This is a genomic window from Blastopirellula sediminis, from assembly GCF_020966755.1.
Lineage (GTDB): Bacteria > Planctomycetota > Planctomycetia > Pirellulales > Pirellulaceae > Blastopirellula > Blastopirellula sediminis.
The window spans coordinates 993,047-1,014,617 of the sequence record NZ_JAJKFT010000004.1 but is presented as its reverse complement, the minus strand read 5'-3'; the positions used below and the strand labels follow the sequence as shown (position 1 = coordinate 1,014,617).

General features: G+C 58.4%; 17 protein-coding genes. 8 read left to right on the top strand and 9 right to left on the bottom strand.

The genetic code is table 11. The features are described from left to right. Positions 1-21 precede the first annotated feature (21 nt). Entirely contained in the window at positions 22-636 is a 615-nt protein-coding gene (locus LOC68_RS07855) for a MurR/RpiR family transcriptional regulator (RefSeq protein ID WP_230217453.1), read from the top strand. Between the two features lie 197 nt (positions 637-833). On the opposite strand, the gene LOC68_RS07850 is transcribed toward LOC68_RS07855, so the two are convergent. The 4 genes from LOC68_RS07850 to LOC68_RS07835 form a co-directional block, all read right to left on the bottom strand. Then, positions 834-1,574 carry a hypothetical protein gene (locus LOC68_RS07850; RefSeq protein ID WP_230217451.1) on the bottom strand — a complete coding sequence of 247 codons (741 nt, stop codon included), beginning with the start codon at positions 1,572-1,574 and terminating at the stop codon, positions 834-836. Further along, complete coding sequence (locus LOC68_RS07845; protein WP_390623353.1) at positions 1,550-1,987, bottom strand: hypothetical protein; 438 nt, start codon at positions 1,985-1,987, stop codon at positions 1,550-1,552. Before LOC68_RS07845 ends, LOC68_RS07850 begins: the two co-directional genes overlap by 25 nt. 139 nt (positions 1,988-2,126) lie before the next feature. Continuing rightward, positions 2,127-2,555, bottom strand: a complete 429-nt coding sequence (locus LOC68_RS07840; RefSeq protein ID WP_230217449.1) for a hypothetical protein — start codon at positions 2,553-2,555, stop codon at positions 2,127-2,129. Beyond that, positions 2,552-4,906, bottom strand: a complete 2,355-nt coding sequence (locus LOC68_RS07835) for an RHS repeat-associated core domain-containing protein (protein WP_230217447.1) — start codon at positions 4,904-4,906, stop codon at positions 2,552-2,554. Before LOC68_RS07835 ends, LOC68_RS07840 begins: the two co-directional genes overlap by 4 nt. 189 nt (positions 4,907-5,095) lie before the next feature. Here LOC68_RS07835 and LOC68_RS07830 point away from each other — a divergent pair, with 189 nt between their 5' ends. The 6 genes from LOC68_RS07830 to LOC68_RS07805 all read left to right on the top strand — a co-directional run bounded on the left by LOC68_RS07830 (position 5,096) and on the right by LOC68_RS07805 (position 12,132). Beyond that, on the top strand, positions 5,096-7,798 hold the full coding sequence (locus LOC68_RS07830; protein ID WP_230217445.1) for a sulfatase-like hydrolase/transferase: 2,703 nt from the start codon (positions 5,096-5,098) through the stop codon (positions 7,796-7,798). A 100-nt stretch (positions 7,799-7,898) separates the two neighbouring features. Beyond that, positions 7,899-8,639 (top strand): IclR family transcriptional regulator, encoded by a 741-nt coding sequence (locus LOC68_RS07825; protein ID WP_230217444.1) that lies wholly within the window; start codon positions 7,899-7,901, stop codon positions 8,637-8,639. Between the two features lie 132 nt (positions 8,640-8,771). Then, a complete protein-coding gene (locus tag LOC68_RS07820; RefSeq protein WP_230217442.1) occupies positions 8,772-9,182 on the top strand; it encodes a hypothetical protein in 411 nt (136 codons plus the stop codon). A 251-nt stretch (positions 9,183-9,433) separates the two neighbouring features. Next, positions 9,434-10,888 carry a TolC family protein gene (locus tag LOC68_RS07815; RefSeq protein ID WP_230217440.1) on the top strand — a complete coding sequence of 485 codons (1,455 nt, stop codon included), beginning with the start codon at positions 9,434-9,436 and terminating at the stop codon, positions 10,886-10,888. Positions 10,889-11,081: 193 nt separating this feature from the next. After that, on the top strand, positions 11,082-11,507 hold the full coding sequence (locus tag LOC68_RS07810; RefSeq protein ID WP_230217438.1) for a hypothetical protein: 426 nt from the start codon (positions 11,082-11,084) through the stop codon (positions 11,505-11,507). Positions 11,508-11,607: 100 nt separating this feature from the next. Further along, positions 11,608-12,132 carry a hypothetical protein gene (locus LOC68_RS07805; RefSeq protein WP_230217436.1) on the top strand — a complete coding sequence of 175 codons (525 nt, stop codon included), beginning with the start codon at positions 11,608-11,610 and terminating at the stop codon, positions 12,130-12,132. Positions 12,133-12,215: 83 nt separating this feature from the next. On the opposite strand, the gene LOC68_RS07800 is transcribed toward LOC68_RS07805, so the two are convergent. From LOC68_RS07800 to LOC68_RS07780, 5 genes are all read right to left on the bottom strand, one after another. Then, the gene (locus LOC68_RS07800; protein ID WP_230217434.1) at positions 12,216-12,749 is read right to left on the bottom strand and encodes a hypothetical protein; all 534 of its coding nucleotides are present in this window, start codon (positions 12,747-12,749) and stop codon (positions 12,216-12,218) included. Between the two features lie 71 nt (positions 12,750-12,820). Next, the gene (locus tag LOC68_RS07795) at positions 12,821-16,024 is read right to left on the bottom strand and encodes an efflux RND transporter permease subunit (RefSeq protein WP_230217432.1); all 3,204 of its coding nucleotides are present in this window, start codon (positions 16,022-16,024) and stop codon (positions 12,821-12,823) included. Between the two features lie 63 nt (positions 16,025-16,087). After that, positions 16,088-17,470, bottom strand: coding sequence for an efflux RND transporter periplasmic adaptor subunit (locus tag LOC68_RS07790; protein WP_230217430.1), 1,383 nt, complete (start codon positions 17,468-17,470; stop codon positions 16,088-16,090). A 169-nt stretch (positions 17,471-17,639) separates the two neighbouring features. After that, positions 17,640-18,086 (bottom strand): hypothetical protein, encoded by a 447-nt coding sequence (locus LOC68_RS07785; RefSeq protein ID WP_230217428.1) that lies wholly within the window; start codon positions 18,084-18,086, stop codon positions 17,640-17,642. A 225-nt stretch (positions 18,087-18,311) separates the two neighbouring features. After that, positions 18,312-19,754, bottom strand: a complete 1,443-nt coding sequence (locus LOC68_RS07780; protein WP_230217426.1) for a purple acid phosphatase family protein — start codon at positions 19,752-19,754, stop codon at positions 18,312-18,314. 268 nt (positions 19,755-20,022) lie between these two features. On the opposite strand from LOC68_RS07780, the gene LOC68_RS07775 reads away from it, so the two are divergent. Next, on the top strand, positions 20,023-21,570 hold the full coding sequence (locus LOC68_RS07775; protein ID WP_230217424.1) for a N,N-dimethylformamidase beta subunit family domain-containing protein: 1,548 nt from the start codon (positions 20,023-20,025) through the stop codon (positions 21,568-21,570). Position 21,571 lies beyond the last annotated feature (1 nt).

Below are 21,571 nucleotides of genomic sequence, written 5' to 3'. Positions count from 1 at the left end.
GGGTTTCAAGAGTTCAAATTGATGCTGGCGACCGACGGCGCCGTCAACGAACGGTCGTCTGAGGGAGAGTCGAGCGGTCGCCATGACAGCGAGACGGCCAGGCGGCTGAAGAGCGATCTCAGCGAAACGCTCCGCCTGCTGGAAGACGCCGATCTGCAAAAGGGGGCCAACCGGCTGCTGAACTGCCGGGGAGCGCTGATCGTCGGCGTCGCCAGTTCGGCGCCGCTGGTTCTGAGTCTGGCCTGGAAGTTGAGCCGAATCGGCATCGATGCGCGTCCATCGACCGAAGGCTACGTGATGGCGGTCAACGCGACGCTGCTGACCGATGCCGACGTGCTGGTGGCGATCAGTTCCTCTGGCGCCACCAAGGATATCCTGCACACGACCGACGTCGCCAAGCAGCAAGGGGCGACCGTCATTGCGCTGACCAATTTTTCCAGTTCCCCGCTCAGCCAGATCGCCGACATCTCCCTCTTCACCACCGCCAATCGCGATCCGGTCAAAGCCGAGATCCCCGCCATCATCGCCGGAGAAGCGGTCCTCGAAATGCTGCTGGAAAAGCTGCTGACCATCGCCCCCGATCGCCGCGACCATCTCCTGCAGTCGTCACGCGCGGTGTCGGATCGAAAACTGTAGCGGTGGAATTGACCTCAATCTCTGCAGGGTATCGGGTTTCGCCGGCCTGAAGGAGGCCCCTCTTTTCTTCCCCGTGCTTTTACTTTTTGCATAGGACGAGTCCAAGGTTCCCTTTCCTTTGCCTGCAAGTCAAGTACGCCAAACTGTCTGGGCGGAGATGCAATCGTTGCCAGCGTTGGATGCCATCCCGCCGAATTCTATTGGCTGTGGCAAGAATCCAAGTCGAATTCTCGCACTACAAAGTAGGTAGGATCTAGTCCTTCTTTAAGAAGCTCGTAGACTGGCGCGCTAACGATAAGCGATCCACACATGATCGGGAATTGTTCCAGCATTTCCGCAGATAGTCGCATTTCGGATTTTTCTTCCCAAGGCGGCGTCCCTTCCACAATGGTAACGGGCGACGCGGTCGGGTATTTTTTCGCCGCATCACAATTTCGATAACACTGCACTTCAATGTAGCGACCGATGGTTTGATGAAATTCGGGGACGTCAGGAAGCGTTCGCAAGAGTTGGCATGGGTCTACGTTTCCCCATTTTTCCGCCCACGACATATCTCCCTCTGCGAACTCGACGTCGACAAGTCTCCTGAACTCGACCGGTGCAAGACGTATATTTGGAAGTTCGCTGAGCGTTTTCTCGTAAGACTCGTGGACGACTAGGTGATTCATGGGTTGAAAAATCTTGGGCACGCGACTTGCGTTACGTGAAATCGTCAGAAGACTTGGCGACTCTGTATTTGCGTAAACCGGGGGACAACCGGGAAACTCTTTTCCATCGCGCTCAGCTAATCCATGAAACATGTTCGCGTGGAAGGATTTAATTCGCGGGTTGTCGATGAAACAGGAGATCTTTGTGACTCCGTAGAATTTCATGGGGTACCAAGGCCTCAACTTTTCTTCAACATTCCAATACTTCACGACATCCTCAACCTGCCCCATGTCAGTAGTCTTAATTGGGCGTCAAGTTCTCCGGCTTGAACCTGCTCGGCCAACTGGCCGATAATGGCTTTCAACCACTCCGGCTCGAACAACCGCGCGCTTTCGGAAAGCGAACCAAGCGAGGCCTTCGCGTTGCCCAACTTCTGTTGAACCTTGGTCAGTTCGCTCGCCTGTGAGAGGGCGCGAAGGCTCGAGATGCCGGGATTCAGAGCGTAAAGCAGCACCAGCAGGCAGTACTGGTCAAAGTGCAGAGTTCGATTGCCCGACGTGTCGCGAGCGGTGGCGTCGTGACGCAGTTCCGCTAGCAAGGGCCGAGGCTTGGCGAAGTGCTTCAGCCCCCGCAAATGGATCGGTCGTTGGTCATCCGCGTTGTCGTTGGGGGAAGGCGCCTGCACGATTGAATATCGCCGCATGCGAGGTCGAGACGGTAGTTGCCACTGCCAATCTGGCAAGGCGATACGTTACTCAATCTGATGCGCAAATGGCGTGCCGAACAGTGTTGGGCCTGGTCTCTTTTCTTCGCCAAGTTTTGTTGCATCCAATCGATCTGACTCAATTCGATACTCTAGAGTGAATACAATTCTCCCATAGCCAAAGAAGATGCTCGACACGTGAAATCAATTCCAGCACAGAATCATTTTTATGTCGAATAGCCTCTTCACGACATTCAAGCAGGAGACCACGTACAACTGGAATCATTTCAAGATCATATCGTTCTGAATCCGTAAGAGTTGGCGCACCGGTTAGCCAGCCATCCAACTGAATATCAAACGATATGTACTTGTACATGAGATTGGAAAAAAGCCAGTGCTTGCCATCGATCCTTGAAAACCACTCCTGATCTACAGGAGTATCGCCACTGAGGGCAATTTCGCGACCTACGCATTCCGTGCGACACTCAATAAACTCCTCCAAAAAAGCTCTCGCTGGATGATTCGATGGCAATTCGAATATCTGATGATTTAACTTGCGGACTTTCATTTACCACCTAAGATTTCGCTAATTGCATCTTGTAAAGCCTTCTCCGCTGATGGGTCAGTCAGACGATCGCCGGGACGACCAGTACCCCCCAGACGTTCATATCCTGCCTCGGATGCTTGACCGCGAAGTATTCCAGAATCCGTTCCTGCTGCAAGTCCCTTTTTGAAGAACTCTTTTTGCTCGGCTGCAAGTGCATTGCCACTGAGTCCAGAGTTGGTCTTAGTAGGAAAGACCCGCTTTCCTGAATCCCAATATCCGTTTGGCAGTTTCGCAGCGTTTCTGGCCTTTGCTTGCTGAAGCTGTGCTTTTTGGGGAACCATCTCCTTTTTAGAAGGAGGTGTATTCTTAGGAGTTCTATTTGAAGTACTACTTGATGGGCAGCGACCTCCATTGGTACCGAGTCTACCAAGTACTACTACTGCAACATCTGGTCCGAGTTCTGAACCATTCGCTATCGCGATACGCGCTTCTTCGGCAGGAGTGACGAGTGGCGCTCCGGTAATCCGGCGTGTTTCTTGAGTCACATGATCAGCGAGCTTCATGTCTGTCATGCAATGGATAAGCCAATACCATTCGTTTGGCCGAGCCTCCTTATTCTGTCTAGCCAGTTCGTTTACTGCGGCATCAAATACCGTTCTGTCCAAGCCCCACGATCCGCTGGATGTTTGGATATGGTGTTTCGCAATAAAATTCACCAAATCCCGGTAGTTCTTTTCGTCGTTATATATTCCGCCGGGTCGGTTCGCAATCAGCATCATCTCTTCGACCGGAGTTAGCGGGGGCAGCGGCGGAGCGCCCGGGCTATCTGGATCGAGAATACCAGGGAAGACGTAAAGCCCACTTGGATCCACACCATTCAGATGCGCGTTCCCCACATATCGATAAAGATTCGCGTCCCCCGCCGCAAACCCAATCGGGTCCTGGCTCATCCAGCGACTTAGTTCCGCGTTGTACCAACGGTTGGTGTTGTACTGCAGGCCGGTCGCTTCGTCGAAGTAGCGGGCGGTGTAGTGGAAGGGGAGCGTATCGAGCGAATCGTCGGTCTGGCTGGTGATCTCGCCGACGACGTTGTAGGCGATGTGGTTGACGATGGTCGCCATGTCGTTCACGTCGTCATACTGGACGACGTCGCGGACCGTGTTTTGGTGGTCGGTCAACATCCAGGAGACGTCGCCGGCGCCATTTTCGTCGGCCAGGATCTGGTCGACCATCGGGCCCCAGAGCATCCGGTGATCGACATCGCCAGAACTGTCGAGCTGAAGCAGGATCTGGCCGTTGTCGTAGATGAAATAGCCTGATACGTCGAACGTGCCGTCGCCGTCGCTGTCGAAGTCGCGGCTGATCAGGTTGTTGAAGGCGTCGTAGCCGTAAACGACCTGTTGTTGTTTGACGTCGGAAACGTCGTAATCGGTGACGCTGGTCAGGCGGTTGCGGTAGTCCCACTCGTAAACGGCGTAGCTGCCGTCGGCGATGTTGGTGCGAAGAACAATGTTTCCTTCGTCGTCGTAGCCGTAGGTGTACGTCCCGTCAGAGAGGATCTGGTTGTTGTCGCCGATGACCTTGCTGCCGTCGATTCGGTTGCCGTTGTCGTCGTAGGTAAACGACTCGTCATTGGCAGATCCGCTCCGATCGGCGGCGGTGATCTGATTGGTCGCGTCATAGCTATACGCGGCGTCTTCGGTGGAATGGCCGTAGACGGTGGATCCGGTCAGGCGATTGCCGACGTCGTAGCTATAGGTGTAGCCGGCCACAACGCTTTGACCATCACCGTCGCTGGTGACGAACCCCGAGAGAGCGATCGAGAACGCGCTTTCGTTATCGTCATTGGTGACGAATTGGAGCGTGCCGCTATTCAGTCCTGGAATCATCGCATTCAACGTGATCGCAAGCGTCGCCGTGGAGTTCGGGGCGATGGACGCGAGTCCCGCTAGATTGGCAATCGAGAATCCAGCGGGGATGTCCCAGTCCGCCAGGTAAAGCGTGTTCGCGCTGTTGTTGGCGATCACCAGCGACTTGTTGACCGATTGACCTTCGCCCGTCAGGCCGAACGCGAGCTTGTCGCTGGTAGAAACTTCGCTTCCATCTAGCGTGAGGGTGATCTCGGCGTCAGGAGCGTTATAGAGCAGATCGTACGTGAGGGTCCGGCCGTCAGAGAGCGTGAGGGTCAGGACGCCAGTTTGTTGGGCGAATGCGACCGAGGGATCCTGGCGGATGGCGCGGCATCTTGTCGCTGCGCGACCCGCCCAGTCTCTGGGAGACTGGGTGGGCCACCCCTGCAAAAAAAATCGTTTGGGGTCCGGTCCTATTTTTCCGGGTCCCGTTTTCGTCATTCGGGCTTCGACATTCGTCATTGCCCCAGCGTCCGCATTCCCTTGTTTGCGCTGCGGGCTAGTTTTTCGGCGGTCTGGTCCTGTTTTGACAACGAATCTCAAGCCGATTTAGGAATCCGCACGCAAATGCTGCGGTAGTTTGACGTTGCCCTTCGGATCGATGAAACTCAAGACTTCGTAATTCCCTTTCGCCCATCTGAGCAACTCGTCATGCCCCGTCTGTCGCTCTTGATATTGGCTGTCGCCGCTTTGGTTCCGTGCATCGCCGCAGCCGCCGAAAAGTCGCCGCCGAATATCGTCGTCTTCCTGTCCGACGATCACACGCTGGCCGATTCGTCGGTTTACGGCGCGACCGATATTGATACCCCCAACATGCAGCGTCTGGCCGACGCCGGGATGACGTTTGACAAGGCGTTCGTCGCTTCGCCGTCGTGTGCGCCAAGTCGAGCCGCGCTGTTGACCGGGCTGATGCCGGCTCGTAATGGCGCTGAACGGAACCATGCTCGCCCGCAGGCCGAAATCAAAAAGCTGCCGGCTTATCTGCAAGAGCTTGGCTACGAAGTCGTTTCGTTCGGCAAGGTCGGCCACTACGCGCAGACGCCGGAGTATGGTTTCGACATCGCGCGGCACTTCGGTTATCACGAAGACGTCGCCGTCGGCAAGGCGATCGAGTGGCTCAATGCTCGTGAGAGCGATAAGCCTCTCTGTCTGTTTGTCGGCACCAACTGGCCTCATGTGCCGTGGCCCCAAGCGACGACAATCGATCGCGATGCGATCCAGATTCCGCTGAAGCATGTCCATACGCCGGAGACCCGCGACGCCCGGGCGAAATACTACCAGGCGATCCGCACCATGGACGACGAGCTCGGCCAGGTTTACGACGCCGCCTACGCCAAGCTGGGCGACAACACCCTCTTCATTCATACCAGCGACCACGGCGCCCAGTGGCCGTTTGGCAAATGGAACTTGTACGACGACGGGATCCGCACGCCGCTGATCGTCGTTTGGCCGGGTCAGATCGAAAAGCAGAAGCGTACTGCGGCGATGGTCTCGTGGGTCGATCTGCTGCCGACGATCGTCGAAGCGGCCGGCGGTAAGCCCGACGAACAACTCGACGGCAAGTCGATCTTGCCGGTGCTGCGCGGCGAGGCCGACAAGCACCGCGACACGATCTTCACCACGCATAGCGGCGACGGCAATTTCAACGTCTACCCGACGCGCAGCGTCCGCAACGATCGCTTCAAGTACATCCGCAACCTCCATCCAGAGTTTCTCTACGAATCGCACGTCACCAAGGTCGAGAAAGACGGAGGCTATTGGAAGAGCTGGGTTGAAAAGGGGAAGACGAGTAAGGAAGCGGCCCGCAAGGTGAAGCGCTACCAACAGCGGGTCGCCGAAGAGCTGTACGACCTGGAGGCCGATCCGCTTGAACAAAACAACTTGATTGACGATCCCGCGCAGGCGGAGACTGTCGAGCAACTGCGTAAGCAACTCAACGACTGGATGATCGCTCAGAACGATCAACAGATCGTCTACGGCTCGCCGACCTTGTTGCCCCCAACAAAGCGTCCGCCGAACGTCATTATGATGTTTATCGACGACATGGGTTGGCATGATCTCTCTTGCTTTGGTGGAACCGACGTCGAGACGACCAATATCGACCGGATGGCGAGCGAAGGGCTGAAGTTCACGAACTTCTACGTCAACTCGCCGATCTGCTCTCCTTCGCGCACCGCCCTGACGACCGGCAATTATCCGGCGCGGCATCGGATCACGTCGTACCTGGCCGATCGCAAGATGAATGACCAGCGCGGCATCGCGCAGTGGCTTGATGTGAACGCGGCGACTTTCCCGCGGATGCTGTCGGCGAAAGGATACGCGACAGGGCACTTCGGCAAATGGCATCTCGGCGGCCAGCGCGACGTCGGCGAAGCGCCGCTAATCACCGAGTACGGCTTTGACGCGTCGCTCACCAATTTTGAAGGGCTCGGCCCGCGGGTCCTTCCCTTGTGCGACGCCTACGACGGCAAACAGCCGCGGCGCCACGACCTGGGCAGCGCGAACCTCGGCCGGGGTCCGATCATGTGGGAAGATCGCTCGCAGATCACCGCCAGCTTTGTCGCCGAGGCGCTGAAGTTTATTGACGCGTCGGTCGCCGAGGACAAACCGTTTTACATCAACGTCTGGCCCGACGACGTCCACTCCCCCTTCTTTCCCCCGCAAGCCCGTCGCGGCGATGCGGCGAAACGAACGCTCTATCTCGGCGTGCTGAAAACGATGGACGAACAGCTGGGCGTGCTGATCGATCGCGTTCGCAACGATCCGAAGCTGCGCGACAACACGCTCATTCTGCTTGCCAGCGACAATGGGCATGAACCTGGCGCCGGCAGCGGCGGTCCGCTGCGCGGCGAAAAAGGGAATCTGTACGAAGGGGGCATTCGGAGCCCGCTGATCGTTTGGTCGCCCAGCCTTCTGGAAGAGAAAGCGGTCGGGCAGACCAACGATACGACGGTTCTTTCGAGCGTCGATCTGGTCGCTTCGATGATCACGCTAACCGGCGCGACGGCGCCGGAAGGTTATCAAGGAGACGGCGAAGATCTCGCCGCGGCGCTGCTCGGCAAAACGCAGGAAGATCGGAGCGGGCCGCTCTTCTGGCGGCGCCCTCCTGATCGCCCTGGCCCGCCGAAGGCGCCCCATCCGGACCTTGCGGTGCGCGACGGCAAGTGGAAGCTGCTCTGCGACATCAACGGCTCGGCGGTTCAGCTATACGACCTGAGCGAAGACATCGGCGAAACGAAGAACGTCGCCAGTACGCACCCAAAAATCACCAATCGCCTGAAACAAGCGGTCCTTGCATGGAACGAAACGCTGCCGCTCGACGGCGTTTCGACCGGGAAAAAAGGGGCGAAATAGCTGACGCGGCGAATTTGCTCCTCCTACCGTCGAACAGTCGCCGGTCACGGCTTAGAATTGTGGGTTCGCAAGAGCTCACCCGCAAACCTGTGATCGATCGATGCTGACATCTTCGCTAGGAAAAGCGTTTCACGTCCTGGAAGTCTTGGCCGCGGCCGACGGCGAGTTGCCGCTGGCCGAGATCGTCAGTCAATTGGGATACCACAAGCCGACCGTCCATCGCTTGCTGCAAGACCTGGTCGAGTTGGGTTACGTCTGCCGCATCGACAAGGGAAAGTACCAACTGACCGGCAAGCTACGGCGGCTGACGCTCGGCAAGCTGGATGACCACCTGCTCGAAGCGGCCGATCCGTTCCTGCGTGAGCTGCACGATCAAACCGGCGAGACGGTCAACCTGGGCGTCTTGCGGGGGACGTCAGTTCGCTACCTGCAAATCCTCGAAAGCAAACATCCGTTTCGCCTCGTGGCGGACGCGAGTAGTCGCGACCCGTTTTACTCGACCGCCCTCGGCCGGGCTTTGACTTCCGCCCTGGGAGACGACGACTGGAACGAACTGATCGCCCATACCAAGCTGGTCGCGCGCACGCCGCAGACGGTGATCGATCCGGAGCAGCTGCGCGAGATTCATCAGCGCGCAGGATCAGAAGGGTTCGCCATTGAGCAGGACCAGAACGACATCGGCGTGACCTGCATCGGCGCTCCGATCCGGGATGGATCCGAGATCGTCGCCGCGGTCAGCATCAGCATTCCAACGGCTCGCTTCGACAGCGCCCCGCAGTCAGAGTTAATCGCGGCAGTTCAGCAGACGGCCGCGAAGATCTCGACGCAGTTGGCGAGCTAGCGTCGCGAGGCGGCGAATGCTGCAGCCAGTGTTAACCTTTTCGCGGCCGCTACGAATTCTTCAAGGGGCATAAACGTCACGACCGATCCGACCTAGAGCGAAACCTTATTTTCTCACTAGGCGTTGGTCGACGTGCAGCGGATCTCCTTGATCGCGAAGTGCTTCGTTTGGATGGCGGCGCTGCTTGCGCCGGCCCAAGCGATCTTCGCGCTGCACTGCCGCTGCGAACATTGCCGCGAGCACGAGTTCGCCAGTCGCCAGCACGTCTGCGACGCCGCGTACCTCCATCATCACGGCGCGATCGGGCATGAGCACGACGACTCGCCGGGGCATTCCGACTGCTGTTGCCAACGTAGCTCGCAGCCGCAGCAACCAGGCTCACCGTCGTTCGAGTTTCGTCACGAAGTAGCAGTTCAGTGGGGCATGACCACCCCCTCGGCTCGCGCGTTCTCACCCCCAGCGACATCTGCCGGCGTCGCATTCGCCGGACCTCCTCAGCGATCTCTCGATCACTGCGCTCGGCTCTGCCGTTTTCTGATGTAAGGGTTTTCCCTGGCGTTAGTTAAGCGGCGCCAGCGCCTCTTTCGCTAGCGGTCACGCGCCCGCGCGTTAAGGTTTTCCCAACCCGAACCAGCGGAACGGCAGAGCGGCTTAATCGCCACACGGCGGATCATCCCATCAACGCTTTCAATCGTCGCAACCGAATAAACCATCATATCCCTCTCGTGAACATGATGTCGCTTGCGCGCCACCGGAACCGAACCCAAACATCAAGATCCCACTGGATGGACATTATGCATAAGGCAAGCATCGCCTTCACGCTTGGGCTAGCGGCGATCACCAGCGGTTGTCGCACCACTTCGACTCGACACGAAGCGCCGACGATCGTTTCCACCGCCGCTCCGACGGCGACCGCGATCGCCTCGGCGGAACAGGCGCTCTCGCAATCGAGCGACCTTCCACCGGTCACGACCGCGCCGCACGATCTTCCGGCCACGAAGCTCGTCTCGTTCCACCAGGATTCGGAACCGGGCGAACCGATCGCGCCGCCTGCCGTGCCGTCGCCGGTTCAACCGGCCGGCGCATGGTCGCTTTCCGAACTGGAACAAATGGCGCTGCAAAACAATCCCGCGATGGCCGAAGCGGTCGCACGGGTGAACGCAGCTCACGGCAATTGGGTGCAAGTTGGGCTAGCGCCGAACCCCGTCCTTGGTTACTCGGGACAACAGCTCGGCAGCGGCGGCCTGGCGACGCAAACTGGCATGTACGTCGGCCAGGAATTCGTCACCGGTCACAAGCTTAGCTTGAACCGCGAAGTCGCCGCCTGGGAGATTCAAAAGGCGGAGCGTGATCTCGATGCGTTTCGGCTCCGCGTGCTGACCGACGTCCGCATCGGCTATTACGACGTCCTCATCGCCCAGCGCCGCCGCGAGTTGGCGATGGAGTTGGTGCAGATCGCAGAAAGAGGGGAGCAAAGCGCCGAAGCCCTCTTCAAAGGGCAAGAAGTAAGCCAGGCCGACCCGCTGCGGGCTCGCGTCGAAGCCGACACCGCGCGGATCGTGTTGCAAAACTCGATCAATCAGCATATCGAAGCCTGGCGCCGATTGACCGCCGTCCTTGGCATGCCGGAGATGCAAATCCAGCCCGTCCATGGAGAAATCAAAGCGGAAGACATCAATTTGCAGTGGGACGAAACGCTGGCCAATCTCATGCAGGAAAGCCCCGAACTGGCGGCGGCGCTCGCCAACGTCGAAGCGGCTCATTGGGCTGTCCAACGCGCCTACGCCGAAGTTATTCCGAACATCGAAGTGCAAGCGATTATTCAAGACGACCGCGGCACTCGCGGGACCGACGGCAACCTGCAAGTCACCTTGCCGCTCCCGCTGTGGAATCGCAACCAAGGCGGTATCCAACAAGCGCACGCCGAAGCGGCAGCCGCCAACCGCGCCGCCGACAAGCTCTCGATGGACCTCCAGGCACGCTTGGCCGTCGCATTCCAACGTTACGAGAGCGCTCGCAATCAGGTCGACCAATACGCTCGGCCAGGCGGCATTCTGGAAAACGCGCAGCGTTCGCTCGAGCTGATCCGCGTCGGTTACGAAGCGGACGAGTTCAGCGTGCTTGATCTGCTCAGCGCACAGCGCACCTACTTCCAAACGAATCTGGCTTATCTCGATTCGCAGCGCGAACTTTGGATCTCGGCGACCGAGATTCGCGGCTTGATGCTGCAAGGCAGCCTCAGCAAGTAAGCGATCTCACAATACAAGCCAATCGCGGGGGAACGCCGGAGGACAGCGTCCCCCTCATTCGCTGCATGATTAAATTTTGTTAATGGAAAACGCAGTTCCAACGCGCCTCGTTGTGTGTTAGCCTCAGTGGATCGACGCGATCCCGTCGCGACGATCCCGCACTTCCCTCCCTCACGTGACGGCAGACGACTTCATGTCATCGTCCCTCTCCCTAAAATCGCTCGCGATGCGAACCACCGTTTGGGTCGTGGGGATCTTGCTTTCTCTGCCGGGGCAAGGGTTGGACAACTGCGTTTGCTGGAAGTCGCTGATACACTTCGGCGGCGCCGGCGCACAGCACTGCGACGCGATGCCGTCGCATCTGCATGTCGCCGCGTCGTCCTCCGACGGCGATCACTCGCCGTGTCAGTGCGATCACCGATCGCCGCAACAAACGGCGATTACGCCCCGCGAAAATCGCTCCGCCGACGATATCGATTCCGCCGTTCGTCTGGCCGCATGCACTCGGCAACATCGTTGCGTCTACATGCCGCACGATCGCTTTTCGGTCCCTGACCAATCCCCACGCGCACTGCCCGCACTAGCGCTCTGCGCTACCCTCTCGCGCTTTCTGCTGTAAAGCGAAGCCGCCGCTCGCCGCGCCCCTATGCAGAGCGGCGTCGAGCCTGGCCTTCTCTGCCCCGCTTTACCTGTTGATCGCTTCCTTAGGAGAGTCCTATATGCACGGAAACCAGAAACCTGATCGTCGAGAATTGTTCAGCTCGCGCATCGATCCATCCTTCTTTCCCGCGATTGTCCGCCGTTTGGAAGAAACCCCGTTTGACCAGACGGCGCTGATCGTCGAATTTCGGGACGAAGTGTTCGTGGAGTTGCGAGCACGACTGCAAGATTTCGGCTGGAAAGTGATCCGAGCCGAACGAGCCGCCGACGTCGCTTCCTGCATGAACATCTACGACCCGCAGTTAGTCATTATCAACGAATCGATGCCGGACGAATCAGGTTGTCTGATCGCCAACAAGATGCGACTGAACCACTGCCTGCCGATCGTCTGGCTCTATTCCTCCAATCCCCAAGCGGTCGCCCGCCGCTATGGCAAATTCTGCGGCGTAGACAAAGTCTTGAAGTACGACGGAGTCGTGCAGAATCTGGGCGAAGTGGTTCAAAGCCGGCTGCTACGCCGCTTTCCCGAAGCTGAAGCGGTCGAACTGACGACTGAGATGCGTCGCCACTTCCGCTTCCGCTAAATATCGCGTACGTTCCTCACGCAATAAAAAAGCCCGACAAGACAACTCGCTTGTCCTGCCGGGCTTTCGCATTTTCATAACGATTAGTGAGCGTGGTCATGATCATGATCATGGGCCACAGCTCCCCGGAACTGCTTGCCGTCGATCGTGACGACCAACTGTGCGTCGGCGCCTTCGTGATCGAGGTCTTCCGCCAGTTCGGCGTCGGTCGAAACGAACTTCGACGACTTTCCTTCCGGATCTCCGGCGTCTGGCGCCGCGGCCACTTTGAACTGTTCGCCCATGCGGTCGTGCTTCAGGTTGATCGTCAGCTCGGTCGCTTCGATCGGAATCGCCGCCTTGGCGGCCGAGTCGAGGATGTAAATAGTGACGCTTCCCGCTTTTTCGTCATGGATCAACTCGGCATGGTATTCCTCGTTCCCCAATTCGATCAACGAGCCGCCGTGCGGGCCTTCGCTCGGGTGTTCATGATCGCCGTGATCGTGATCTCCATGCGCGTCGCCTTTCGTCGGAGCCGGACCACCGCTAGTGCATCCGAACGAAGCGAGCGACAACGCAAGCAGTCCTGTCGCCGCAAGTCGCATCGCCTGACCGGCGAATAATTGAGTCAATTTCATGAGTCATCTCTCCCTAGTTGCTAGTAAACGGAAAGCGATCGCCGTGCGACGATCGCACTGAAATCATCGCATCAAGACGCCTGCTCTTCGTACAGGCGTCCCTCTTCGTCTTCTTCCACAAGTTCCACTTGTCGCTCGTTCGATTCGACGACAGCTCGCGCCGCGCCGATTCCTAAAGTCCAGAACAACGCCGGCCGTACCAAAAACTCCAGCGAGGTGCTGGTGATCAAACCGCCGATGATCACCGTCGCCACTGGGTACAAAATCTCTTTGCCTGGCTCGCCGGCCGCCATTGCGAGCGGCACCAGGCCGATTCCGGAGGTAAGGGCCGTCATCAACACCGGCGCAAGCCGATCTTTGCCGGCGCGGACAATCATCTCCTGCGACCAGGTTTCTCCTTCGTACTTCACCAGGTGCAGATAATGGTTGATCAACAGAATCCCGTTGCGTGACGCGATGCCGCACAACGAAATGAAGCCGACCATGCTGGCCACCGTCAACGTTTGCTGCGTCAGGTAGAGCGCGGCGACCGAGCCGATAAACGCCATCGGCAACGCAATCATCACCTGCAGCGACAGATTGACCGAATGGAACATCTTATAAAGCACCAGGAACATGCCGATCATCGAGATCGCGAAAAGCACTGCGATCATTCGCGACGCCGACTGTTGACTCTCGAACTGGCCGCTGTACTCGGTAAAGTATCCCGTCGGTAGGCTCGCTTCGATCGGCTCCAGCCGCGTCTTGATGTCTTCGACTACGTCGACCAGCCCGCGACCGCTCACGTTGCATTGCACAATGATCCGGCGGCGAACTTGCTCACGATTAATCGTGTTCGGCCCATCCGACTCGTAGATCCGCGCAACGTCTTCCAGCTTCACCGCGCCTCCGGTCGGCGTTTCTAACACCAGCCGGTTCATCGCACTCCGATCTTCCCGGAACGGCTCGTCCAACTTCACCAACAGATCGAACGTCCGCTGTCCATCCAAGACCTGCGAAACGATTTCCCCCTGCATTGCGGTCTGGACGAACTCATTGACGTCCATCCGGCGAAGGCCGTACTGTTCCAGCTTGTGGCCATCCGCTTCGATCCGCAATTGCGGGATGTTGACTTGCTGCTCGATCTGCAAGTCGCGGACGCCGGGAACCGTCGCGATCGCCGCTTGCATTCGTTGGGCGTAGCGCCGCAAGTCGTCCAGATCATCTCCGTACAACTTGATCGCGATTTGCGCTTTCACCCCGGAGAGCATGTGCGAAATCAAGTGCGCCAGCGGTTGTTCGACCGCAGTCACAATCCCCGGCACGTCGGCCAACGCTTCGCTGATTTCTTCGATCACCTCTTCCCGCGAACGAGTCGTGTCGGGATTTATCGTCGCGACGAACTCGCTGATGTTGACCCCTTCGGCATGCTCATCGAGTTCCGCGCGTCCCGTCTTCCGGACGAAGGCGGCGATGTCGTCGATCTGCTGCAATCGCTGTTCGACGCGATCGGAGATTTCGTTCGATTTCGCCAGCGAAGTCCCCGGCGGCAAGACGACGTTAATCTGTACGGCGCCTTCGTTAAACGGCGGCAGGAAGTCGCTTTCCAGTTGCAACATTCCCCAACCAGCGACCGCGACCACGATCCCCGCAATCAACAAAATTGGCCCGGCCAGACGCAGACTGAAACTCATCACCACGTCGGCGACCCGTTTCAAAACGCGAAGCAGAATTCCATCTTTTTCGTCGTGCGACAACTTCTGGTTTCCCAGCAACCAGTAGCTAAGTACCGGCGTTACCGTCAGCGAGACGAACAGCGAAGAAACCAGCGACACGATGTAGGCGACCCCCAGCGGAGCGAACAGCCGCCCTTCCATCCCCGACAGTGCGAAGAGAGGAACGAAGACCAACACCACGATCAGCGTCCCGTAGACGATCGAGTTCCGAATTTCGCAACTCGCCTGAAACACGACTAGCAGCGGGTGCTTCGGATGATCGCTATGCCGGTTTTCGCGCAGTCGGCGAAAGATGTTTTCGACGTCGACGATCGCATCGTCGACCAATTCGCCGATTGCGACCGCTAGTCCCCCGAGCGTCATCGTATTGATCGACAACCCAAAAAACGCAAAAACCAGCGCCGTAATCACGATCGAAAGCGGGATCGCCGTCAGCGTGATGAACGTCGTTCGCAGGTTCATCAAAAACAGGAACAAAATAATCACGACCAAGATGCCTCCGTCACGGAGCGCCTCGATCACGTTCTGAATCGCCAAGTCGATGAACGTCTTTTGCTGATAGAGATCAGGCAAGATCCGCACGTCCCCCGGAAGCGATGGTTTCAACTCTTCGAGCGCTGCGATGACCTGCTCGGTCACCTTCCGCGTATCGGCGTTCGGCTGCTTCTGGACCGTCAGCACGACCGCCGGGCCGCCGCTGAAATTTCCTTCTTCGTCACGCGCGAAGGCGGAACTGTCGCCCCGCTTGGTTTGGGCGCCTTCGACAATTCGCGCCACTTGCGACAGCCGAATTGATTGCCCCTCACGGTGCGCGATCACAATCCGGGAAAGTTCGTCGACCGTCGTCACGCGTCCCAACGCTCGAACCAGGTACTCATTGGGTCCCTGTTCGTCGAGATAACCGCCAGCGGTGTTCTGATTACTTTCGGCCAGCGCTTGCTTGACCTGATGGAGCGTCACGCCGTAGCGAAGCATGTCGTTCGGGTTGACCAACACCTGAAACTGCTTCCGTTCGCCCCCCATCACCACGACTTGCGAAACGCCGGGGATCGTCAGCAAACGTTGCCGCACGACCCAGTCGGCGACCGTTCGCAACTCCATCGGCGGCGTTTTCCCTCCCTCGCTGTACATCCCCATGATCATGATTTGTCCCATGATCGAGGAAATCGGCATCAACTGCGGCTTGACGTTGCGGGGCAATTGGTCGGTCGCCAGGGCGAGACGCTCGGCGACAATCTGCCGGTCGTTGTAGATGTCGGTCCCCCAGTCGAATTCGACGTAGACGACCGACAGCCCGACGCCCGACTGCGTGCGTACCGCTTGCACGCCGGTCGCACCATTGAGGACCGTTTCCAGCGGAAACGTGATCAGCGTTTCGACTTCTTCCGGCGCCATCCCCGGCGCTTCGGTCATGACGACGACGCGTGGGCGGTTGAGATTCGGAAAGACGTCGATCGGCAGGTGATACGCTTGCCATCCGCCGTAAATCAGCAGAAATACGGCGAAGGCGATCACCAGCAGGCGATTTTGCAGGGAAAATCGGATGATGGAATTGAGCATGCGTCGGCGCTTCGGTTAAAGGTCGTGGAAGGCGTGGTTACGACGTGCGGCTTTCGGCACGGCCTAGTGGTTGTGCCCAGCGTGCGGATCGACCGCGCCACCCGACTTGTTCTTGATCGCCAAATGAATCTGATACGCTCCGCGGGCCGCGATCACGTCGCCCGGATAAACCGATCCGTCGTTGGCGACGACGACCGACTCTTGATCGCGAAACTCGACATGGACCGGAACCCGGTCAAAGTGGTCGCCGTTTTGCTGATAGACGTAGCTCTCGGCGCCTTCGTCGACGATTGCCGAGACCGGCAAGACCAGCCGATTTTCCCACTGTTCTACCGGCACGCGAACTTCCATTCGCTGCCCCGGCTTGAATCGCCATTCGACGTAACGCTGATCGTTCGCCGCGACCTTGTCGCTGACGACGTCGTTCGGCAGCGCCATGTAAAAGCGAAATGCCCGCGACTGCCAATCAACCACGTCCGACAGATAGAGCAACTGCAATCCCTCGATCGTTTCGCGTTCTCCCTTGCCCGACGTCAGCTGGGCGGTCACCGGCCAACCTTTGGCGGACGCTTCACGCAGACGCGACGCGTCGTCTTCAAACGCGCTTCCTTCGATGTAGAGTTCGCAGTGATCGGCGAGAATTCCCAAACGCTCGCCGGCGTTGACTTGCTGGCCAACGTTGACCGAGATCTCCTGAACATGAAAGAAATGATCCATCGAGCAGGCCGCTCCGTCTCGTTCATAGTCGGGCGCGACCACCGTCAAGGTCTGAAACAACTGCCGCTCTTCGGTGATTGCGTCAATCTGAGCCTGGGTCAGTCCATGCAACAGCAGCGCCTGGCGTTCCGCTTTGAGCGACGCTTCCAGCTTTTGTTTCTCGTATTCCTGTTCCAAAACGCGTTTGCCCGGCACGACCCCGGCGGTCAGCGACTTGAGTCGCGCGATCTCCGCATTGACCACGTCCAGGTTCTCTTGCGTGCGAATCAGGTCGCTCTGAGCGGTGACCAGTTCTTCAAACGTTAGCCGAATCTCAAACAGCGGGCTCCCCGCCGCAACCGCCGCACCCGGCATCGGGTAAATCTTCGACACGACGCCGGTGAGCGGCGATGAAATATAGATCTGCGTCCGGCCAGGGCGTTCGACCACCATCGCCGGCAAATTGATCCGGCGCGTATAGGTTCCCAACTCCAGCGTCAGGGGACGGTAGCCAATGTTCTTCAAGCCGTTGGCGCTTAGTTTGATTGACGCTTCTTCCGAATGCCCTGCGTGATCATGGGCATGTTCATCCTCATGCGCATGTTCGTCATGCGCATCGCCGGAAGCTGCCGCCGACTGCGTCGACCGCATCACGACGTAGACCGATCCAGCCGCGACCGCGGCGACAATCACGGCGACGACAAACGTCGTCCCGAAACCATTCGAACCTGCTTTTTGCGGAACGTTCATCTCTTTGTTTCCGATCCGGCGTCAGGCGACGCACGCATGCTTCGTGACTTGCACGAAAAACTCAATATCAGCCCAGAACTCGACAGAACGCTTAGGCGAAGCGAATGACGGCGACAAGCAAGTCGCCCTCTCTGCTAAGCGCAAACGGAAAACGTGCACTACAACGGACTTAAATCCGCAAAACGCCCATCAGAAGATGACGGCGCATAGCAGGGCCGTCGGGCGAAAGATCCTCGCGTTGGCGAGCTTCGAGCAGGCTGCAATCAGCGACTAGGCTAATCGCGCAACTCGTTTCCAGATAACAGGGTTGCGACCAGCAATCGTCGGCACTCGGCATCTCGTCCGATCCGGTCGTCACATAAACGCAACGCAGTTCCGAGCAATGGGAATGCGGATCGGACTCTTCGGAAGCCGGCGTCTGGTTCGCAACTTCGTCGGGTTCGGCGACGGCATGATGATGACCGCAGCCACCATGATGGTCGTCAGCGACGGCGGATTTGCCGGAAGTGCTTTGGCAGCAAGCGTCTTCGGCATGGACGTGATGGGCGCAGCAACCGACGATCGCATGCCACAGCATGGCCGTTATCGTCAGAATGACTGCTAGATGTCGCATCACGTACCTAGTTCCGGTCAGGGAAATCCCGCCAACTAGGCTAAATTATCGGCGAATGCCCTCAACGATCAACAGGACTTTTGCCCCCTGCGACGACGGGCCCCGCGAAAACTGGCCGTTCCCGCAGGATTCCGGGGATAAAATAGGGGCAAATCCGCAAGCATATTTATCTCGCTTTCGGAATATAGAGGTCAGCAATACGCCAGTGAGGCAATCCCGCGCAGGTTTCTACGGTTTAGCTCCGCGGAGAACTGCCGGAATTTCGCCCGGGATCTCGACAAGCTGGTTGTTCACTCCCTTCCCCTGCTTCCGCAGTTCGAAGGCGTCATACAACTGGCCGATCGCCGTTCGCGCTTCATAGCGGAGCTTGTCGCCGTCGACGTGGATGATCTGGTAGAGCTGAATGTCTTCGCCGTTGCGGAGCATGAACGGAAAACGTGCGTTGTCGTACATCTTCGGCCCGCTGACCGAGACGACGTAGACCGTTCCGTTCTGTTGGTCGACGTTTTGCACGCCGGTCGGAACGTTCACCATCCCGACCTTCACTTTGCCATCCGCGCCCTGCTTTGCCTGCTCCACGGCCGCTCCGAAGGTCGAGAACTCGCTCTGCGGGACGTTGACGCCGGGGACGTTGAATCCGGTTCGCCCATACGCATGGTCGTGACCTTGCAGCACGAGATCGACTTTGTAGCGATCGAAGAGCGGCTTCCAAAGCGCCCGCAGATCAGCGTTATCGCGATACTTATTGGTCGCGTAAATCGGATGATGGAACGTACAGATGACCCAGGGGGACTTGTTCTCCGCCAGCACCTTCTCAAGCCAGACGGTCTGCTCTTGGTGCAGTTCGTTGCTGTTCAGACCAATGATCCGCAGGTTGTGATAGACGAACGTAAAGCAGGTTTCTTCCAGTCCCCGCGGTCCGTTCTCGGGAAACGCGAAACTCGTTCGCCAATGTCGGGTCAGGCGCCGCGTTCCGTTCGGACCTTCCGCCAGCTCGTGGTTGCCGGGAATCGCCACGTTCGGAGTCATCGCGTTCAGCCACGCTCCGGCGCCAAACCACTCACCCCACTCGGCGTCCGAGTCGGCGTGGTTTATCAGGTCACCGGCATGCAGCAGGAACGCCGCCTTCGGAGCGTCGCGGTACGCTTCGCGAATGACCCGCGACCACATCGAACGGATGTTGTTCTGCGCATCCCCAAAATAGATGAACGAAAACGGCTCCGGCTGTTCGGTGGCGGTCGAAAACTGGAACCACTCGCTCCAATTCACTCCGTCGCCGACGCGATACGCATAACGCGTTCCCGGAATCAGGTTCTCGAAATTCACGCTATGGAAGTGGGCGGTGTTCAGATCGGTTTTCAGCGCTTCGGTAATCGCTTTGTGCTGCGTCGCCTGCTTCGGAAAGTTCGGGCCTCCTTCCGCTTCGGCAATTTCAGCCAATCCCGTGGCGACTTCGACCGACGTCCGCCAGGTTACGGCCTGGGTCGTGCGGGGATCGCCGCTCCAGGTCAAAACAATGCGGTCCGGCATTGCGGTCGGTTGGTACATCTCAGCCGGTTTGACGGCGATTGGCTCGTGCGCGTGCCCCTCTTCTCCCTCGTGAGCGAATACCGCGCTCGCCGACGTACCCAAAATCAGCGCACACCAAGCGAGCAAATGAATGTTTGTCATCCAACGATTCCAAAATCAAGAAAGGAGAACCTGAACAACAAAATGCTACTTCACCCGTTTCGCTTCACCAATCACCCCGCTTGATTATCTCCCTGGGAGCCCCCAAAGGCTGCAAATCTTTACAATCGGCGCACCACCCGCTCATCGAAAGCCACTTAAAGCGCAAGCTTCGCGGCCAGAGCAAGATTCCACGTGACATCGACTTTTTTCTTTACTACGATGAAGGTCCACCTCCCCCCGTTCCCACCTCAAAACGCGTAGTCTCGCCATGCCTGACGATCCCTTGGCCAAGTTGCCACGGCGCCAGTTCCTGCAAGGGGCGATCGCCGCCACCACGCTCGCGACCGGCGTCACTCATGCCCCACAATCGGTTCGCGCCGACGAGCCGAAGCCCAACCGCGATACGATCCCTGCCGAAAACGCCCTTCCCGGCGCCAAGGACTGGCAGATCACCCGCGTTCGCGTCGACAGCGTCGGCTTCCGCTCTCCTTGGATCGAGGGATATTGCAGCAAGCAAAGCGTCCTCCCGGGCGAGTCGATCGACATCATGGTCTCGACCAATCCGGCCCGGTCGTTTCAGCTCGAAATCTTCCGGATGGGGTACTACGGCGGCGACGGAGCGCGGTTGATGAAGACGCTCGGTCCGCTGGAAAGCCAGACCGAAGCGACGCCGACTCCCGGCGAACGCAATATCCACGAATGCCGCTGGCCAGCGACGGTTTCGCTGACGATTCCAACGGACTGGATCAGCGGCGTTTACTTGGGGCGACTCACCACCATCCCCGAACCGGGCGAAGCGTACTGGCAAAGCTACGTCGTCTTCGTCGTTCGCGACGAACGTCCCGCCGACATCTTGTTTCAAGTCAGCGACAACACCTGGCAAGCCTACAACCGCTGGCCCAACAACTACTCAATCTACACCCATCCGAAAGGAAACCAGGGGCCCTGGGCCGACGTCAGCTTTGATCGCCCCTATGGCCGCGAAGCGCAACATCAAGGGGTCGTCAACGATCCTCGCACCGTCGGCTCCGGCGAATTCCTCCCGTTCGAGTTCCCGCTCGCCTATTGGCTCGAACAACATGGCTACGACGTCAGCTATTGCTCTAACAGCGACATGCTGACCCCTGATCGCGGTCTGCGCTGCAAGACCTTCATCAGCGTCGGGCACGACGAATACTGGGACATCCGGCAATTCCGCTCGGTCGAGAAAATGCGAGACGAAGGGGTCAACCTCCTCTTCCTCTCCGGCAACGCCGTCTGTTGGGTCACCCCGTTCCAAGACAACAGCGTCGGCATACCGAATCGGACCATTTCTCGCGGTGGACCTTACGGCGGCACGAACGATTACGCCGTCAATCGCGAGAAAGACCATGGTCCGTTTCCGCATCACGGTCCCGACGAAGGACTGCTGATGGGCGCCCGGAATGTCGAGCCGGTTAACGGCGGCGGCGACTGGATCGTCACGCAACCGGATCACTGGATGTTCGCCGGAACCGGCGTCAAAAAAGGAGACTCCATCCCCGGTTTGATCGGCTGGGAATATCACGGCGAACCGGCCGATATCCCCGGCCTACAAGTGGTCGGCGCTGGTACCGCGTGGCAAGGTGGCGTCAATCCGCAACAATGGACCGCGACCATCTATCCCGGCCCCAAAGGAAACTTCGTCTTTAACGCGGCGACGATTTTTTGGGCGCAGGGACTAAGCTCTCCGCCGGGGCATGTGTTGCCCTGGTCGCATTGGAGTCGCCCGCATGGCCCCGATGCCCGCGTCCAACAGATCACGCACAACTTGCTGCAGCGAGCGATCACCGCCTAAT

Excerpts from the sequence above, each read along its gene's own strand:
- LOC68_RS07775 (WP_230217424.1), top strand. The coding sequence starts at position 20,023 with ATGCCTGACGATCCCTTGGCCAAGTTGCCACGGCGCCAGTTCCTGCAA.
- LOC68_RS07795 (WP_230217432.1), bottom strand. The coding sequence starts at position 16,024 with ATGCTCAATTCCATCATCCGATTTTCCCTGCAAAATCGCCTGCTGGTG.
- LOC68_RS07855 (WP_230217453.1), top strand. The coding sequence starts at position 22 with ATGCTGGCGACCGACGGCGCCGTCAACGAACGGTCGTCTGAGGGAGAG.
- LOC68_RS07810 (WP_230217438.1), top strand. The coding sequence starts at position 11,082 with ATGTCATCGTCCCTCTCCCTAAAATCGCTCGCGATGCGAACCACCGTT.
- LOC68_RS07830 (WP_230217445.1), top strand. The coding sequence starts at position 5,096 with ATGCCCCGTCTGTCGCTCTTGATATTGGCTGTCGCCGCTTTGGTTCCG.
- LOC68_RS07805 (WP_230217436.1), top strand. The coding sequence starts at position 11,608 with ATGCACGGAAACCAGAAACCTGATCGTCGAGAATTGTTCAGCTCGCGC.
- LOC68_RS07825 (WP_230217444.1), top strand. The coding sequence starts at position 7,899 with ATGCTGACATCTTCGCTAGGAAAAGCGTTTCACGTCCTGGAAGTCTTG.
- LOC68_RS07815 (WP_230217440.1), top strand. The coding sequence starts at position 9,434 with ATGCATAAGGCAAGCATCGCCTTCACGCTTGGGCTAGCGGCGATCACC.
- LOC68_RS07840 (WP_230217449.1), bottom strand. The coding sequence starts at position 2,555 with ATGAAAGTCCGCAAGTTAAATCATCAGATATTCGAATTGCCATCGAAT.
- LOC68_RS07790 (WP_230217430.1), bottom strand. The coding sequence starts at position 17,470 with ATGAACGTTCCGCAAAAAGCAGGTTCGAATGGTTTCGGGACGACGTTT.
- LOC68_RS07780 (WP_230217426.1), bottom strand. The coding sequence starts at position 19,754 with ATGACAAACATTCATTTGCTCGCTTGGTGTGCGCTGATTTTGGGTACG.
- LOC68_RS07835 (WP_230217447.1), bottom strand. The coding sequence starts at position 4,906 with ATGACGAATGTCGAAGCCCGAATGACGAAAACGGGACCCGGAAAAATA.
- LOC68_RS07800 (WP_230217434.1), bottom strand. The coding sequence starts at position 12,749 with ATGAAATTGACTCAATTATTCGCCGGTCAGGCGATGCGACTTGCGGCG.
- LOC68_RS07850 (WP_230217451.1), bottom strand. The coding sequence starts at position 1,574 with ATGGGGCAGGTTGAGGATGTCGTGAAGTATTGGAATGTTGAAGAAAAG.
- LOC68_RS07845 (WP_390623353.1), bottom strand. The coding sequence starts at position 1,987 with ATGCGGCGATATTCAATCGTGCAGGCGCCTTCCCCCAACGACAACGCG.